Here is a 14,791-nt window from a genome sequence, read left to right as displayed (position 1 = left end):
GTTCATTCTGCAAGCAGAATGTTCACTCACTCGTTGTTCAGTTTTCAAAGATCAAACTTGTTTCATTATCACTTGTGTTTCCCGTGTCAACCGTGTGTTTCAGCGGCGACTTAAATAATATATCATACGGTTGAATGTAATGCAACAGTTTTTTTCATTTCTTTTCTTTAGTAGTCTTACATTAGCTAAAGCTATCATATCCGTTCCCTATCTTGTCCTATCATAATAGGTTACGCTCATAGGGTACAAATATTTTAACACATTTATGAAAGGGTTTACAACAACTTCTCAATAAAATGCTCTTTATCATTACCAGAACAACTATATCTCCGTAATGCTAAACTCAATGTTTAATAAGGAAAGTGGAAAGCCTCTCTCCTTTATAGAGCAGACTTCCCACTAAATAAAACAAGCACCTGACTTTTTCATCAATCGCAATCCGCTAGGTTAGTTTTGTATCCATGGATTACGACGTTTTTTATTATCGGATTTCCGTTGGGTGGAAGTAGCTGCACCCTCTCTGGATGTTTTCCCGGACACGGATACCTTGGATTTATTCTTCAGAGGAGCCTTGCTTGTTCTGCGTTTTGCAGCGGCCGGCTTATTCCCTGCTTGCTTAGACTTCCCTTCCGAATCTGATCCAACCTCCTCAATTGCTACCTGACTTAAGTTAGCGTCTTCACGCCCCCCTTTTTTGCCACCCTTCCCTTGCCCCTGAGGAGGATACATTTCACCAAATGCTCCAAGCGGGGACGGGGGTACCATGTTCTGAGTAGGGTACGGATTCTGATAAGCATACTCAATAGGCTGGTTTGGCATCGTTGATGTGGACATTTCAGGCGGCATACCGTACGAAGGACCGTACATATTCCAAGCCGGATCCTGATAACCATGAGAAGGATAAGTATACTGAGGCATATGTGTATGTGAGCCACATCCGCATGGAGGGTACGGAAGCATTGAGTATGGAGATATGAAAGGCGGCTGATGATTCATATGACTAGGTGCTGCATACGTTGGGAATGGACTATTCACTTCGCCAGCTGGCGCAATCGGAAATGAGTTGTTTTGCATTTCTGCGGACAGATTCGGCATAACGTTATTGTGGTTATAACCCTGCTCCGCGCCAGTCCACGAACTGTTAGGCAGATCACTACCACTATAAGGACTAACTTCCGGAATCCCTGGAAACGACGTATTGTTACTCGCTCCTGCCGTGTACATGTCTTGCTGCGCACCATACACCTCTTGTGCAGGAACCGGGATTTGAACATAAGGGTGTTCGGCTGGCGCATGATGCAACTTATTACCACAACCACAAGGCTTTTCCGTTGCCGGTGCAACCTCAGTTGGAGACTTTGTATTAGGCATTACAGGCAAAGGCATAATTTCAGGCGAAAGATTAGGCATTGTGTATTTCTTGGATTCCGCTACCGGTTTTACATGAACTTCGGGTTTAACCTCTTCTTTTTTGTGTGTCTCCTTTTCGGGTTTCACTTCAGGAAGCTCTGGTAACTGCGGCAGTACCTCCAGTTCTGGTATTACATTCGGCATTACCGGATTAGCAGGTGGTGGAGCAGGCACCGGGACCGGAACAGGAACCTCTGCTACCGGAGCAGGGGGAGTTGGCGTAGCTGGAGCCGGTGGTTCCGGTTCTTTGACTCCCGTATATTCCTTACCTTCAGGTGACAACTTTTCATGAGCAGCAATGTTGCCGGCACCCGAATTAGATGTGCTGTTTCCTTGTGCGTGCATAGATGGAATATAAACTGTCTCCCCCACCAGCAGAGCATTCGGATTTTTCAACTGCGGATTGGCATTGATCATATCTTTTAAAGGAACTCCCCAAGCTTGTGCCAACTTCCATAACGAATCTCCTTGCTGCACCTTGTGACTGTGGAGCACACCCTCCGGCTTCGGTGTTACTGGCTCGGCAGGGATTTTAACCTTCATGCCAATATCCAACTTGTCGGGATTTGTGATTTGCGGATTAGCCGCGATCAATTTGTCCAGCGCTACATTGTATTTTTGGGACAGCAGATATAATGTGTCGCCTTTTTTCACCATGTGTATTTTCACAGGGAACTAACCTCCTAGACGTCATACTTGGGCAGTACATTCGCCCATACCGTTACTACATCCTATGCAGAAACCGGGCTAATGACATCAACTAAACAAAAAAAATCCTCCTGTCTCTAAAATCCCCATACACCAGGTATGCAGAATTTTATCGGACAAGGAGGATTCCTGTTCCCTATGTTATGCAATTCTAACTTAAGATTCCCACACTTTATATCCATCTTTGTCAACAATCTGACGGAATGCTTCCAGCAGTCTCAGCGTTACCGGACCTGCTACTCCCGTGCCGATTGTTCTTCCATCGACTTCATATGCAGCGATAACTTCTGCAGCTGTCCCGGTGAAAAAGACTTCGTCTGCGATATAGACATCATGCAGGGTGAATGGCACTTCTTTTAATTCAAGCTCCAGTTCGCCACATAGATCGATAATCGCTTGACGTGTAATCCCTTCAAGTGCTCCGAGATAACAAGGCGGCGTGTACACTACACCATTTTTGATGATGAAGATGTTATCACTTGAACCCTCAGTAACGTAACCTTGGGAGTTCAGCATGATTGCTTCACCAGCACCTGAATAGTTAGACTGGATTTTAACCAGGATGTTATTCAGATAGTTCAACGATTTAATTTTTGGATTCAATGCGTCCGGAATGTTCCGGCGTTGGGATACGGACACGGCTTTCAATCCAGTAAGATACGCTTCCTCCGGATAGATCGCCAATTGCTCCACGATGATGATTACGGATGCCTTAGGGCAACGTAACGGGTCCAACCCCAGATTACCAGGGCCGCGCGATACAATAAGACGAATATAACCATTACGCATATCATTGCGGCGCACCGTTTCAGCCATGACTTCCAGCATCTCATCAATGGACAGCGGAATGTTCAAACTAATGGATTTTGCCGAATCATACAAACGATCCAAGTGGGCCTTACATCTGAAAATATTTCCGTTATAGATCCGAATACCTTCGAAAATCCCGTCTCCATACAAAAATCCATGATCATATACCGAAACGGTTGCGTTCTCCTTGGTCACATACTGACCATCCAAATAGATCCATTGTTCTGCCACCGATGACTGCACCTCCATAAAATATCCATTCCCAGTACTCCGAAACGTTATTAACCCGTCCATTGTACACCAAATGACAAGCCATTACTCGCTCATTCTACCCCGACTTATGACAACCTTCTAACATTCCCAAACACCATCAGGTCAATTATCTCGAAGGATATGTATAACAAGGATAGCTACCCAGAACACGCACCTGACAATTCAACGCTTCAATCTCTGCCATGGCTGCGGTAAGCAATACCGAATCGACCGTTTCCACAACATCAATGTAAAAATAGTAACTGCCCAATCGTTTCTTCGTTGGACGAGATTCGAGACGGGTCAAGTTCAGCTTCCGCCATGCAAAAGCTGACAATACCTGATGCAACGCACCCGGTGCATCTTCTGGCAACGTCACCAGCAAGCTGGTTTTTACATGATCCGGCTCACGTGGAATGTTCACAGGTTCATGGCCGATGAGCACAAAACGGGTGTAGTTGTTGTCATGATCTGTAACCCGTTCAGCCATAATGTCCAGACCATGCTTCTGAGCAGCAAGTTTGGTACCAATCGCTACCCAGCCCTTACCCGGATTTTTTTTCACAATTTCTACAGCTTCGGCTGTACTGTTCACACCTTCAAGATCCGCCCCGGGTGAATGCAGCCGAATAAAATTCTGACACTGTGGAATAGCCACAGGGTGAGACATGATCTTGGTAATTCTACCAAAGTCATACTCGCCACTCTCTGTCTTAAATTCCGAGCCATGTCCAATCACATTCTGGATGGATGGGTATACCCACTCTGCTTGCATCGGAATATCTACTTCATTCACAAGCCAGTCCATATGAAGACTAACGGAACCCTCAATGGTATTTTCGATCGGAATGACACTGTATTGTGCAATCCCGCTATCCGTTGCTCGAAAAACATCCGAAATCAGCTTGGAATGAAGCAAGTCTAATGTTTCCCCGTTGAAAAGGAAATCAATTGCCTCATGAGAGACTGAGCCTTCAGGTAATACTGCAATTCGTTTCATGCATTAACTTCCCCTTTGATTCTGTCCAGAAAAGGACGTTCGTCTTGATCAGGCAGTACGGTTACACCGTCCAAATCCGGATCGAGCCACAGTGCAGAAGCAGATATGCCCTCCCGCTCCATGGTGTCCAGCAAATATTGTTCCAATCCCGCTTTCCGGGTGTCATGACGATCTACCAAAGTCAATACGGTCGGTCCAGCTCCGCTCAGGGCAGCTCCCAACGCTCCATGATCAACAGCATGTTCCAATATCTCAGCCATGCCTGGCACCAATGATGCCCGATATGGTTGGTGAATTCGATCTGACATCGCCTTCTGAATCATATCCAGTCGTCCACTCGCCAAAGCGGCAACGAGCAGTGAAGATCTGCTAATGTTATGCACCACATCAGACATGCCAAATTGCTCTGGAATTACATTCCTTGCTTTGGAAGTAGACAGCTGGAATTCAGGTACAATAACCAAAGCCTGCAGATCCTGGTGTGGTTCAATACGTATATGATCTACCTGTTGACCATTCCATGCAGCCGTAATAATACCGCCATACAGAGATGCTCCCACATTATCAGGATGCTTCTCGAGGGATGTGGCCATATCCAGAAGCTTGGCATCGGATAAAGGAGCACCAATTAATGCATTAGCCGCTGCCAATGCCCCAACGATGGCTGATGCACTACTCCCGAGTCCCCGCGTAAGCGGAATATCGGAATACATGGAGATTTCCAATTCAGGCACGGACACCCCAGCTTCATTGAATACCATCTGTGCCACTTCGTAAATCAAATTCGATTTATCTGTAGGCAGGCCTGTCAAATGATTGCCGTGAAGATGAAATGTTGTCTGCTCGGCAGGTTTCATTTCCAACCAGGCATACAAAGACAATGCCATGCCCAGGGTATCAAACCCCGGACCGAGATTGGCTGTGCTTGCAGGTATTTTTACGGTTACCTTTTCACGCAAACTCATACAGATTGCTGCTCCAGTTGTGCAATGGCCGCCATTACTGCTTCTTCCGTATCTTCAACAACAAGTGGCTCAGTCGCTACTGTTTTGATCGCAATATTAGGATCTTTCAGGCCATTACCTGTCAGTACACAAACTACAGTCTCTCCGCCTTTAAAGTACCCTTCACTCTTCAGTTTGTATACACCGGCAAGGGAAGCCGCAGAAGCAGGTTCAGCAAAAATTCCTTCCCGAGAAGCAAGTGTACGATACGCTGTCAGGATTTGTTCATCTGTTACATAGTTGATCTGTCCACCAGATTCCTCAGCTGCAGCTACTGCCGTTTTCCAGCTCGCCGGATTACCGATTCGAATTGCTGTTGCTACCGTTTCAGGTTCAAGGATCGGCTCACCTTTGACAATGGCCATCGCACCTTCTGCTTCGAAACCAACCATACGTGGAAGCGTGTTGGATTTACCTGCCTCTTTATATTCTTTAAAACCTTTCCAATAAGCCGAGATATTACCCGCATTACCGACTGGGATAGCCAGAACGTCAGGCGCTTCGCCAAGTTGTTCAATAACTTCAAACGCCGCTGTCTTCTGTCCTTCAATCCGGAATGGATTCACAGAGTTTACAAGCGTGATTGGATGTTTGGCTGTGATCTCACGCACAATCTCCAGTGCACGGTCAAAGTTACCATTAATCGCGATCACTTTAGCTCCATAGATCATGGCTTGGGCCAGTTTACCCAGTGCAATGTTGTTATTCGGGATCAGTACGATACAATTGAGGCCACCACGTGCGGCATAGGCCGCTGCAGCTGCTGACGTATTACCTGTGGATGCACACATGATCGTACGGCTGCCCTCTTCCATAGCTTTGGCAACTGCCATAACCATACCGCGGTCTTTGAAAGATCCCGTAGGGTTCAAACCTTCGTATTTGAAGTAAACATTCAAACCGAGCTCCTCAGACAGATTCTCTGCATGAATCAACGGTGTATTTCCTTCCTGAAGCGTAAGCAGGGGGGTATTTTCATTAACTGGAAGGTGCTCTCTGTACGTTTGCAAAAGTCCTTGATATCTCATTGTGGGTAAACTCCTTTATGTTTTAATAATCTGAAATGATGACCTGTTGAACCGGATATGATTAACTTGTACGTAATAACTGAAATAATTGAGATGCCGTATGGGATACGGACACTTATCCTTCGACCCGGTAGACACTCTTAATGCGGCGAATGACGCTGAGTGATTCAAAATGTTTTAACACTTTATCCATGCTTGCCTTACTTGCATTATGTGTAACGATAATGATCTCGGCATCCGGGTTGTGCTCATTCGGCTGTTGAACAACCGACGCCAGACTGACATCATACTCTGCGAAAATTTGTGTGATTTGTGCCAATACACCGGCTTTGTCGTCTACGTGTAGTAAAATAAAGTTTTTCGACACGATCTGCTCGTCGCTTTGCAGTCGCTTAATCTTATAAGGCACAATTGCTTTGAGACCGTTCACGCCAAGTTTAAGGTTTTTGGTAACCGCCACAATGTCAGCTACAACCGAAGTTGCCGTTGGGAGTTCTCCCGCACCCGCACCGTAGAACATCGTCTCCCCTACAGCTTCACCGTGTACATATACTGCGTTGAACACACCGTTGACTGAAGCAATCGGGTGATTCTGTCTAACCATCGTCGGCTGAACGCTGATCGTGATCTCATCGCCAATACGGTCCGCAATACCAAGCAACTTCATCTCATAACCCAGTCTTTTGGCATACATAATGTCTTCACGAGTTACGGAGGATATTCCTTTAACGGTTACATCCTTCAACTCCACATTGGTGCGGAAACCGAGTGTACTCAAGATCGCCATTTTGCGAGCTGCGTCAAGTCCCTCCACATCGGAAGTTGGATCGGATTCGGCGTATCCCAGAGCCTGTGCTTCAGCCAGTACTTCTTCATAGGATGCACCTTCCTGACTCATTTTGGTCAGAATAAAGTTCGTTGTTCCGTTCACAATCCCCATAATGCGGGTAATCCGATCAGAAGAGAAACCTTCAATCAGCGTACGAATGATCGGAATCCCTCCAGCAACACTCGCCTCATAGAACACGTCACATTGTTTTTCCTGTGCCTTCGCCAAAATCTCTGTACCATGTAGTGCCATGAGATCTTTGTTTGCTGTTACGATATGTTTCCCACGTTCCAACGCTTCAAGAATATACTCCTTCGTCTGATCAATACCGCCCATGACTTCAACGATGACATCAATATCCGGATGACGAATGACTTCCCAAGGATCTTCCGTAAGCTTGGCACGGTCTACAGCAATAACACGTTCTTTCTCTGTATTTTTCACTGCGATCTTCTCGATGACAATCGGCGATCCAACCTGACTGCTCAGATCCTCCTGATTCCCTTCCACAATGCGAACGACTCCCGTTCCGACAGTTCCCAGACCCAACAATCCGACTTTTACTGGTTTCACTAACGATCTACCCCCTAATGTCTATTCTTGTCTGTCAGTCCTGTATGTTAAAGCCTACTTACCCTTGGCCTACAATACGTGTACGTCTTACTCCAGGCATATCTTGCATTCGATCCAGCATTTCACCAATTTCGCCATGAAGATGTGTTGTTTCCACCGAAATGACAACATTGGCTCTTCCCTGAAGCGGGATACTCTGATTAATCGTGAGTACATTAGCTCCATAACCAGCTACATGTCCAAGCACACGAGACAAGATCCCTGACTGATGCTCCAGATCAATGGAGATCGTTACAATTCTCTCGCGCTCAAGCTGGTTGATCAGATGAATCCCATCCTTGTACTTGTAAAAGGCACTCCGGCTTAATCCGACCTGTTCAACCGCCTCATGCACTGTTTTAACATCACCAGAAGCCAGTAGTTCTTTGACCTGCATGGTCTTCACCACTGCCTCTGGTAAAATATCTTCCCGTACTAAGTAATAGCGTTCGTTCACAGAACGTCCTCTCCTCAAAGACTCATGTATTCATATAGTGGACATTATATAGGATCTATGACAAAAGGGCAATACATGACACGCCTATTTTTTGAAATACGTTCCTCACAGTATACAAGTTTATCCCTCTCCCATGTCAGGAAAAAACAAAAAAAACGCAGAGTTGCGGGTCAACTTCCCACTTCTCTGCGTTCCTATATCGATCTGTCTCTCCACGGAAGACGGCTACTTAGTAGTAACTGCTGCCTTCCACGAATTCGAATTCAAAGTCTCCAATACGCACGATGGTGCCTTCTACAGCTCCACGCTTACGCAACTCAGCGTCCACACCCATATAACGCAGTGTACGTGCGAGTTTCAGTATAGCTTCATGTGAGTTCAATTGCATCCGTTTCATCATGCGGTCAATCTTGGCACTTTCGACAACGAACATTTCGTTCTCACGCACAATTTTGAAACCATCGTCTTCTTTTTTGTCCAGACTGTATACTTTACGTTCAGATACATCTGCTACCTCTTCAACCACTCGCTCGTCTGGAACCTGATCCAGCAGATCAGCTGCACGATACAGAAGTTCTTGAATCCCTTTCCGGGTCAAGGATGAAATTGGCATCACTTCAATATCAGGCTGAACTTCACGAACTTGCTGTAAAAACTGCTCCAGGTTCGCTTCAGAGTCTGGCATATCCATCTTGTTAGCTGCTACAATTTGCGTTCTCTCGGCGAGAAGCGGATTGTACAACTTCAATTCGTCATTGATTTTCTGCCAGTCTTCAAAAGGATCGCGTCCTTCCGAACCCGACATATCTACGACATGAACAATAATACGAGTACGCTCGACATGACGCAGGAACTCATGTCCCAGTCCGACCCCTTCATGCGCACCTTCAATCAATCCAGGCAGATCAGCCATGACGAAGCTTCGGCCTTCTCCTACACCGACCACACCCAGATTCGGTGTAATGGTTGTGAAATGGTATGCACCGATCTTTGGCTTGGCTGACGAAACGACAGAAAGCAATGTGGATTTCCCGACACTCGGGAAACCAACCAGACCAACATCTGCCATAACTTTCAGTTCAAGTACGATGTAACGCTCTTGTCCTTCTTCACCGTTCTCAGCAAGTTCAGGTGCAGGATTGTTCGGTGTAGCAAATCGGATGTTACCCCGTCCGCCCCGACCACCACGAGCAATAACAACCTGTTGACCGTGACGTGTCATATCCGCCAGTACTTCTCCACTGTCTTCATCCAAGATGATAGTTCCTGGTGGAATGCGCACAATCATGTTCTCCGCGTTTGCACCATGCTGACTTTTGTTACGTCCCTTCTCACCACGTGGGGCCTTGAAGTGACGCTGGTAACGAAAATCCATCAACGTACGCAAACCTTCATCCACGCGGAAAATGATGTCAGCTCCTCTGCCTCCATCGCCCCCGGCAGGTCCACCGTTTGGTACATACTTCTCACGACGGAAAGAAATAATTCCGTCCCCTCCGTCTCCGGCTTTTACATAAATCTTCGCTTTATCTACAAACATTGGTTAACCCCTTCTTCCTATATTCCACACGGCATTCTGAATTGTATAAACGTATCCTCAGACGGAAACTGCTCCGTTCTGACTTTTTTTCCTTTGAGTACGGCAGTAAGCTGCCGCAGTGTTTCCGGATCGGGTGTTTGATCCCCATCCAGTCGGACAACCACATCTCCATGATCCTGTCCGAAGTTTAAGGTCAGTTTGCGAACCTCTCCCCAAGAAGACCGGCCGCCGCCATATTGATAGGCCCTGATTGCATCAGCAATCGCCCCGGTAAGTGACTCGCCATCCTCGGGAGAGACCAGAGCACTAAGCTGCAACTCATCTTCTATTTCCACATGCAAGTCCAGCGCAATTCCACTGGCGCGAAAAGACTGAAGATAAAATACGAGGGAAGGAATGCCTAATCTGGAGATTCGGCTTTCTTCTGTAACCCGCTCTTTTATTCTTTCCACACATTGCAAGGATTTATCAAGTTTGCCCAGCCGAAGATATCCATATAACACCTGAAGGTCGTTCATCCAGTCGTGTCGATGATGATTTAATGAAGCAATTGCTGTTTTTTCCATGGATTGTATGATGGCTCTGCGTTCCGCCTCCGCCTGTTTCTTCATCGCATTCACAGAAATGAGCAATACTGCGACGGACCACAATGCGCACACGACGCTTGAGATCATCGCCGGATACAACATAACGAAAACCAAAGGAATCAGAAGTGAACATGCCGCAATCCACGGCACTCTTTTCCAAGATTTCATGGCTTCTCCCCGTTCTACAAAACTCGGTTGGTCTACACCCACCGTAACCAAGTATAACATGTCTTTTCTGCCAGTTCATTATCGAATAACCGTTGAATACAAAAAACCTTCGGCAAAAATGCCGAAGGCTCCTTAGGCGGAATGCCGATATTACGCTTCTACTGCTGCTGCTACAGGAGCAACATTAACAGGATAGATGCTTACTTTTTTGCGATCGCGTCCCCAACGTTCGAATTTTACAACGCCGTCGATTTTCGCGAACAAAGTGTCATCTTTACCGATGCCAACGTTAGTTCCTGGGTGAATTTTCGTTCCGCGTTGGCGAACGAGAATGCTACCACCAGTTACAGTTTGACCATCAGCACGTTTAACACCCAGACGTTGAGCATTACTGTCACGTCCGTTCTTCGTGGAACCTACACCTTTTTTCGATGCGAATAACTGAAGATTTAATTTCAACATGATTGGTTGTCCTCCTTCTTTGCTTATTTGAATTGCTGTATTTTAATATACTTCCCGTATGACTCTGCAATATTAGAGAGCATAACCACCATGGATTCGAGTAACAATTGTACCTGGGACCAGGTTTCCCCTCTCTCTAACAAAGGTAAAGAACCGCTTAAAAAGCCATTCTTCATCTTGGCATCCATTTCGACACCGGTCAATGTTTCAATCGAGTTCACCGTACCCACTGTAACAGCGGATACCCCGGCACATACGATGTCTTCTCCCCGCTTGGCAAAATTAGCATGCCCTTCAATGGAAAAACGTTCGATGTTCCCGTCCTCATCACGAAAGATTTGAACGATAATCACTTATCGCACCTTCTTTACGCTTTGATTGTTTCGATAGTTACTTTAGTGTACGGTTGACGGTGACCTTGCTTCACATGGTAGTTCTTTTTAGGTTTGTATTTGTATACGATAACCTTTTGTCCTTTGCCATGTTTCTCCACTTTAGCCGTTACAGTAGCTCCAGAAATCAATGGTGTACCTGCTGTCAAACCTTGATCGTTAGATACAGCCAGGACACGGTCGAACGTTACGCTTTCGCCATCGTTCGCAGTCAATTTCTCGATGAACAGAACATCGCCCTCTTGGACTTTGTACTGTTTGCCGCCTGTTTCAATAATTGCGTACATTTGCCTTGCACCTCCTCATGTCTCAGACTCGCCCGTTCTCAGGTGACAGTATCCTTGCGGAACTGTTCTTATACCCGGCCAGTGCGGTTACAGCATGTGCAAGACCATTAGGCTAAACACATACTTGAAGATTATATCACGCAATATATCAAAAATCAATGCAAAGGTGAAATATATCTTTTTCCCGTACCATGGCAGGAAGAACACGGCTCCACATAGGGTAACGTACTTTCTTCTCGCACTTTCTTACGGGTAAGTTCGAGCAACCCCAGCTTGGTCCAACCCATTACAAACGCTTTGGTCCGATCCTTCTTGAGCTCACCCTCCAAGGTTGCTGCGACTTCATGCCGATTGGAGGCTTCCTCCATATCAATGAAGTCGACAATAATCATGCCACCGATATCTCGTAGGCGCATTAGACGGGCAATCTCCACTGCTGCCTGTATGTTGGTCTCTGTCACGGTCTCTTCCAGACTGTCACCGCCAGCTCCCGTATATTTACCCGTGTTCACATCCACTACAGTCAGAGCTTCGGTATGATCAATGACAATGTATCCGCCTCCGGGCAACCACACTTTCCGGGCAAAATCCTTATTCAACTGTTCCTGCACACCATAGGCAGCAAAGATGGATTCTGTTCCCCGATACACCTGTACTTTGGGTTGATGACCAGGACTAATCTCTTCGAGCAATGCTTTTACTTCACGAGCTTGTCCTTCACTATCAGTGATGACTTCGTCACTCCCTGGCGTATACACATCTCTGATGATTCGCTGTACCATGCTATGATCCCGATGCAAGAGGCTTGGTGAAGGCAAACTGTCCGCTTTTTCACGAATCAAATACCACTGCGCGCGTAATGTTTCCAAGTCCGACTTAATGGCTTCATGCTGCTCTTCTCCAGATACGGTCCGAATAATAAGTCCTTCTTCATCCCGCCTCAGTTGCTCCCCAAGTGCCTTAAGACGGGAACGATCCCCTTCACGGGCAATTTTCTTGGATACCGCTACATAGTCAGCAACAGGCATGTAGACAAGCCAACGGCCCGGGAGTGAATAATGAGTCGTCACCCGGGCTCCCTTGCCTCCTACCGGTTCTTTCAGAACCTGAACAATGACTTCCTGACCCGGACGAAGCAACTCCGAGATGGAAGGCTTCACCTTGGGCTGTTTCTCCAGATGGGGATGCAACACATCGTCCACATAAAGGAACGCATTCTTTTTCTGACCAATATCCACAAAAGCAGCTTGCATACCTGGTAACACATTCACGACCCGTCCCTTAAAAAAGGAACCCAGCAGTCCACGATCGCGTGTACGCTCTGCCGTAAATTCCACAGCTTTGCCTTCTTCCAGAAGCGCCATTTGCATGAGGTTATGTTCATTATGTACTATCATTTGTTTCATGGCTTCACCTCTAGAAGACAATTCAATTCATCCACATCCATTTCAGTATCTTTTCAATTCTCATTGTACATGTATTAACCCATTTCAGAACAGCTTCACCAGAACACTACAATTTATCACCATTTTGTTGAAAATAGGAACCGATTATCCGTTGCTCAGGCAAGACGGCCATAATTCGCCCCTGTCTGTTCATCACATATACCATATGGTATCTTTCTCTCTTTAATAGACGCAAAATAGTGTCCAAAGGTTTCGCCGGAAATGAGATTATTGGCTGCGCCAAACTGCCAGTAGCCGCGTGACGAGCGAACGCGCCTTCCCGATTCATGAGAAAACGGATGAAGCGATAGGGCACATTTCGGTAATCCGTTACGTTGGAATAGAACAAAAAAAGGCCGATTAACAGAATGTTGAGCGGTAGGCCGTAGTCTCCAGTAAACCATCGGCTGATAGCATATAAAATAACCCCTACGCTACACAGAATGCTAATTCTGTAAGTCCACATTAATGTTGTATAGTAGGGTGCCCACAGACTGACAAGCGCCTGAACAATTTTACCTCCGTCCAGAGGAAGTACAGGCAGCAGATTAAATAGAGCAATGAGCAGGTTCCCCTGAATGATATAGTTGAGAAAAACCGGATCGCCCAGATTGCCATACTGCAACAGCAAAACTACACCAACCATCAGCATGTTTTGTAATGGACCTGCCAGAGCAATCACGATTTCCCGGTAGGCCGTGATCGTACCTCCATCTTCGATAACCGCTACTCCTCCAAAAGGGAGCATCTGGATCGACAAGACACGATAGCCCAGAAGGGCAGCAGCCGCAGCATGTCCACATTCATGAATGAATACGATGGCAAACAACGTAATAAGTTCAATGAAATGTCCAGTCAGAAGGGAGGCCATCATAATAATTACAAAAAACGGATGAAACGTAATGCGGACTCCCCACACCCTAATCAAGGGCAACAACTTCCGCCGGGTCTACGTACTCCTCCCCCTCTTTGACTGCAAAATAGAGCGTGGCCGGTTGTTCACCACCCGTAGCCTTGAGACTCCCCACCGGATTCCCCGCTTCCACCCAGTCATTCACGCTCACTTCACTTTCGTTCAGACGACCGTATATTGCCGTGACATTGCCTGTATGCTGGATGACAACTGTGAATCCACTAGCTGCATCGCCGATAACCTCCATGACACGCCCCGCATCAGAACTTGCGACCTGTATAAGTTCTGCACCTGTGGCATCCGGAACGATCTCAATTCCCTTCATGCTCAGCGCGAATGGCTGAACCACTGTGCCTGAGATCGGTTTGCCCAGTAACTGCCGAATGCCTGAACCATTGACAGCATCCGTCGTATGTCCGAGGACCGGAAGAAACGAAGGCGTTCCTCCAAAATGCCGTTCATACCAAGCCGCTGCTGAGGCAAAATCCATATCTCGATGGAGTGCATCCGCAATTACTGTTTTGGTTGATGTCGTCCACGATGTATCCAACTGAAATAGACCCCACACTCCGCCAAATATCAAAGCGCTAATGACCGTCCGTTTGAGAAGTGACTTGAACAGGTTGAATCTCGAATGCCCCCCTGGAACAAAATGACCATTCTCTTTTTTCCACAACCATTCTGGATCTCTTTCCTGTATCCCCTCACTAGGCGTAAATGGTTTTGGGTGAATGATCTCATTCTTGTCCAACAGTGAACCCAATTTCTGCTCCTGTAAGACCTCCACAGTGGCACCATCCATCAGTCGCCGGATGCGTTCTTCTCGTCTCTGCTTGATTCTGAGTTTCGTGTTCATGGAATGTCCTCCCGCCGAGGCTTGTTTACTA

The 14,791-nt window shown here is 46.6% G+C and carries 15 protein-coding genes and 1 other annotated feature; all 15 genes read right to left on the bottom strand.

Annotated features, from left to right (window positions below):
• Nucleotides 1-447 precede the first annotated feature (447 nt).
• On the bottom strand, nucleotides 448-2,079 hold the full coding sequence (locus AC6CIF_RS31210; protein ID WP_498202681.1) for a LysM peptidoglycan-binding domain-containing protein: 1,632 nt from the start codon (nucleotides 2,077-2,079) through the stop codon (nucleotides 448-450).
• 195 nt (nucleotides 2,080-2,274) lie between these two features.
• Nucleotides 2,275-3,159, bottom strand: a complete 885-nt coding sequence (gene ilvE / locus AC6CIF_RS31205) for a branched-chain-amino-acid transaminase (RefSeq protein ID WP_017692630.1) — start codon at nucleotides 3,157-3,159, stop codon at nucleotides 2,275-2,277.
• Nucleotides 3,160-3,307: 148 nt separating this feature from the next.
• Nucleotides 3,308-4,180, bottom strand: coding sequence for a prephenate dehydratase (gene pheA, locus AC6CIF_RS31200; RefSeq protein WP_498202680.1), 873 nt, complete (start codon nucleotides 4,178-4,180; stop codon nucleotides 3,308-3,310).
• The gene (thrB, locus tag AC6CIF_RS31195; RefSeq protein WP_339297828.1) at nucleotides 4,177-5,145 is read right to left on the bottom strand and encodes a homoserine kinase; all 969 of its coding nucleotides are present in this window, start codon (nucleotides 5,143-5,145) and stop codon (nucleotides 4,177-4,179) included. Before thrB ends, pheA begins: the two co-directional genes overlap by 4 nt.
• Nucleotides 5,142-6,212 (bottom strand): threonine synthase, encoded by a 1,071-nt coding sequence (thrC, locus tag AC6CIF_RS31190; RefSeq protein WP_036605915.1) that lies wholly within the window; start codon nucleotides 6,210-6,212, stop codon nucleotides 5,142-5,144. Before thrC ends, thrB begins: the two co-directional genes overlap by 4 nt.
• Nucleotides 6,213-6,327: 115 nt before the next feature.
• The gene (locus AC6CIF_RS31185; RefSeq protein ID WP_017692626.1) at nucleotides 6,328-7,614 is read right to left on the bottom strand and encodes a homoserine dehydrogenase; all 1,287 of its coding nucleotides are present in this window, start codon (nucleotides 7,612-7,614) and stop codon (nucleotides 6,328-6,330) included.
• 58 nt (nucleotides 7,615-7,672) lie between these two features.
• The gene (locus AC6CIF_RS31180) at nucleotides 7,673-8,110 is read right to left on the bottom strand and encodes an ACT domain-containing protein (protein WP_017692625.1); all 438 of its coding nucleotides are present in this window, start codon (nucleotides 8,108-8,110) and stop codon (nucleotides 7,673-7,675) included.
• A 229-nt stretch (nucleotides 8,111-8,339) separates the two neighbouring features.
• Nucleotides 8,340-9,650 carry a GTPase ObgE gene (obgE, locus tag AC6CIF_RS31175; RefSeq protein ID WP_076216952.1) on the bottom strand — a complete coding sequence of 437 codons (1,311 nt, stop codon included), beginning with the start codon at nucleotides 9,648-9,650 and terminating at the stop codon, nucleotides 8,340-8,342.
• Between the two features lie 17 nt (nucleotides 9,651-9,667).
• Complete coding sequence (locus tag AC6CIF_RS31170) at nucleotides 9,668-10,465, bottom strand: Spo0B domain-containing protein (protein WP_235193928.1); 798 nt, start codon at nucleotides 10,463-10,465, stop codon at nucleotides 9,668-9,670.
• A 90-nt stretch (nucleotides 10,466-10,555) separates the two neighbouring features.
• Nucleotides 10,556-10,867 carry a 50S ribosomal protein L27 gene (rpmA, locus tag AC6CIF_RS31165; protein ID WP_017692622.1) on the bottom strand — a complete coding sequence of 104 codons (312 nt, stop codon included), beginning with the start codon at nucleotides 10,865-10,867 and terminating at the stop codon, nucleotides 10,556-10,558.
• Between the two features lie 23 nt (nucleotides 10,868-10,890).
• On the bottom strand, nucleotides 10,891-11,220 hold the full coding sequence (locus AC6CIF_RS31160) for a ribosomal-processing cysteine protease Prp (protein ID WP_036605912.1): 330 nt from the start codon (nucleotides 11,218-11,220) through the stop codon (nucleotides 10,891-10,893).
• A gap of 14 nt (nucleotides 11,221-11,234) precedes the next feature.
• Complete coding sequence (gene rplU / locus AC6CIF_RS31155) at nucleotides 11,235-11,546, bottom strand: 50S ribosomal protein L21 (protein WP_017692620.1); 312 nt, start codon at nucleotides 11,544-11,546, stop codon at nucleotides 11,235-11,237.
• 14 nt (nucleotides 11,547-11,560) lie between these two features.
• Nucleotides 11,561-11,645, bottom strand: a sequence feature (ribosomal protein L21 leader region).
• A gap of 56 nt (nucleotides 11,646-11,701) precedes the next feature.
• Nucleotides 11,702-12,952 carry an Rne/Rng family ribonuclease gene (locus AC6CIF_RS31150; protein WP_036605911.1) on the bottom strand — a complete coding sequence of 417 codons (1,251 nt, stop codon included), beginning with the start codon at nucleotides 12,950-12,952 and terminating at the stop codon, nucleotides 11,702-11,704.
• 106 nt (nucleotides 12,953-13,058) lie between these two features.
• Nucleotides 13,059-13,919, bottom strand: coding sequence for a M50 family metallopeptidase (locus tag AC6CIF_RS31145; protein WP_498202679.1), 861 nt, complete (start codon nucleotides 13,917-13,919; stop codon nucleotides 13,059-13,061).
• Nucleotides 13,912-14,760 carry a peptidoglycan DD-metalloendopeptidase family protein gene (locus AC6CIF_RS31140; protein WP_498202678.1) on the bottom strand — a complete coding sequence of 283 codons (849 nt, stop codon included), beginning with the start codon at nucleotides 14,758-14,760 and terminating at the stop codon, nucleotides 13,912-13,914. Before AC6CIF_RS31140 ends, AC6CIF_RS31145 begins: the two co-directional genes overlap by 8 nt.
• Nucleotides 14,761-14,791: the final 31 nt, after the last annotated feature.

It is taken from the genome of Paenibacillus sp. GQ49, assembly GCF_059759055.1.
Note: the sequence above shows the minus strand (reverse complement) of the source record. Positions and strands in the feature narration are given on the sequence as shown.